Annotated in this window: 1 pseudogene; it reads left to right on the top strand. The window is 61.1% G+C overall.

Going from position 1 to position 913, the window contains the following annotated elements:
* Window positions 1–682: 682 nt before the first annotated feature.
* Window positions 683–913 (top strand): annotated as a pseudogene (locus QSJ19_RS26570) (MspA family porin); the annotation flags it as partial.

Below are 913 nucleotides of genomic sequence, written 5' to 3'. Positions count from 1 at the left end.
GGTACGCTAACCTCGGACAGGCGAACTCGTGTCGCTGCAAGAATGTCGATGAGGGTCGGCGTCAGAGATATGGGTTCTATCGAAACAAATATCGGGCATCGCCGATAGCGTGAAGATTCTTCCGGGCGCTGGAAATCTTCGGTTAGTACTTCTCATCGAGGTCTTCGGATGCTCGGGATGCTGGGGGTCAGTCCGGTCGACCGTGTCTGTTGCTGACGCGGCGAACGACTCATGAGCGACGCGAATATACCACAGCTGTTGCAGCTGATGCGATTTCGTGCGTGCTCCGCAATTCTCTCCTTGGCGTGCAGTTCCAGTGGCGTGGCCGACTCAGATCGGCCGAAGTCTTTGTATCGTGAGTTGCGCTAACTATTCGTATGCGGTAAGCATTGAAACGACTCGATGCATTCGGTCTGATATTTATCCAGCAATTGTTCGACTGGGTAAGCCGTCGAAGCGAGCGCGAGAGAACAGGGAATGCATTTCCTTGGTGGGCGGATCGTGTGGGGCGCCAAGAGCCGACGACGACTGCCGAAGCCAAGCTACCCGGTGTTCGCTTTCGGTCGGAGGCGGCAAGGCCTCGCGGGCGAAGGCCGACCGGGCAGGGCAACAGTCGTCGCGTGGTGCGTCCGACCGTTGTACACGCAGTTCCATGAGCCACCACAGTGATCGAAGGAGATCGATGAGCAAGTTCAGCAAGCGTGGTCTGCGTCGTGTCGTGGGCGCGGGCGCCGTCGCCGCGGTCGCGGTTGTCGGCCTGGCCACGATGACCGCCGGTGGTGCGGGCGCGGCGCCGCTGCCCAATGGCTTCAAGAACGCCACCGGCATCGACGGCGAGTCGCTGCAGACCTGGCGTAGCGGTGAGTCGGCACTGCCGGCCCCGTCGGTCGCCAACAACGGTGCAGGCCGGGCT

It is taken from the genome of Gordonia sp. ABSL11-1, from assembly GCF_030315685.1.
Lineage (GTDB): Bacteria > Actinomycetota > Actinomycetes > Mycobacteriales > Mycobacteriaceae > Gordonia.
This window is presented reverse-complemented; position numbering and strand designations above follow the sequence as displayed.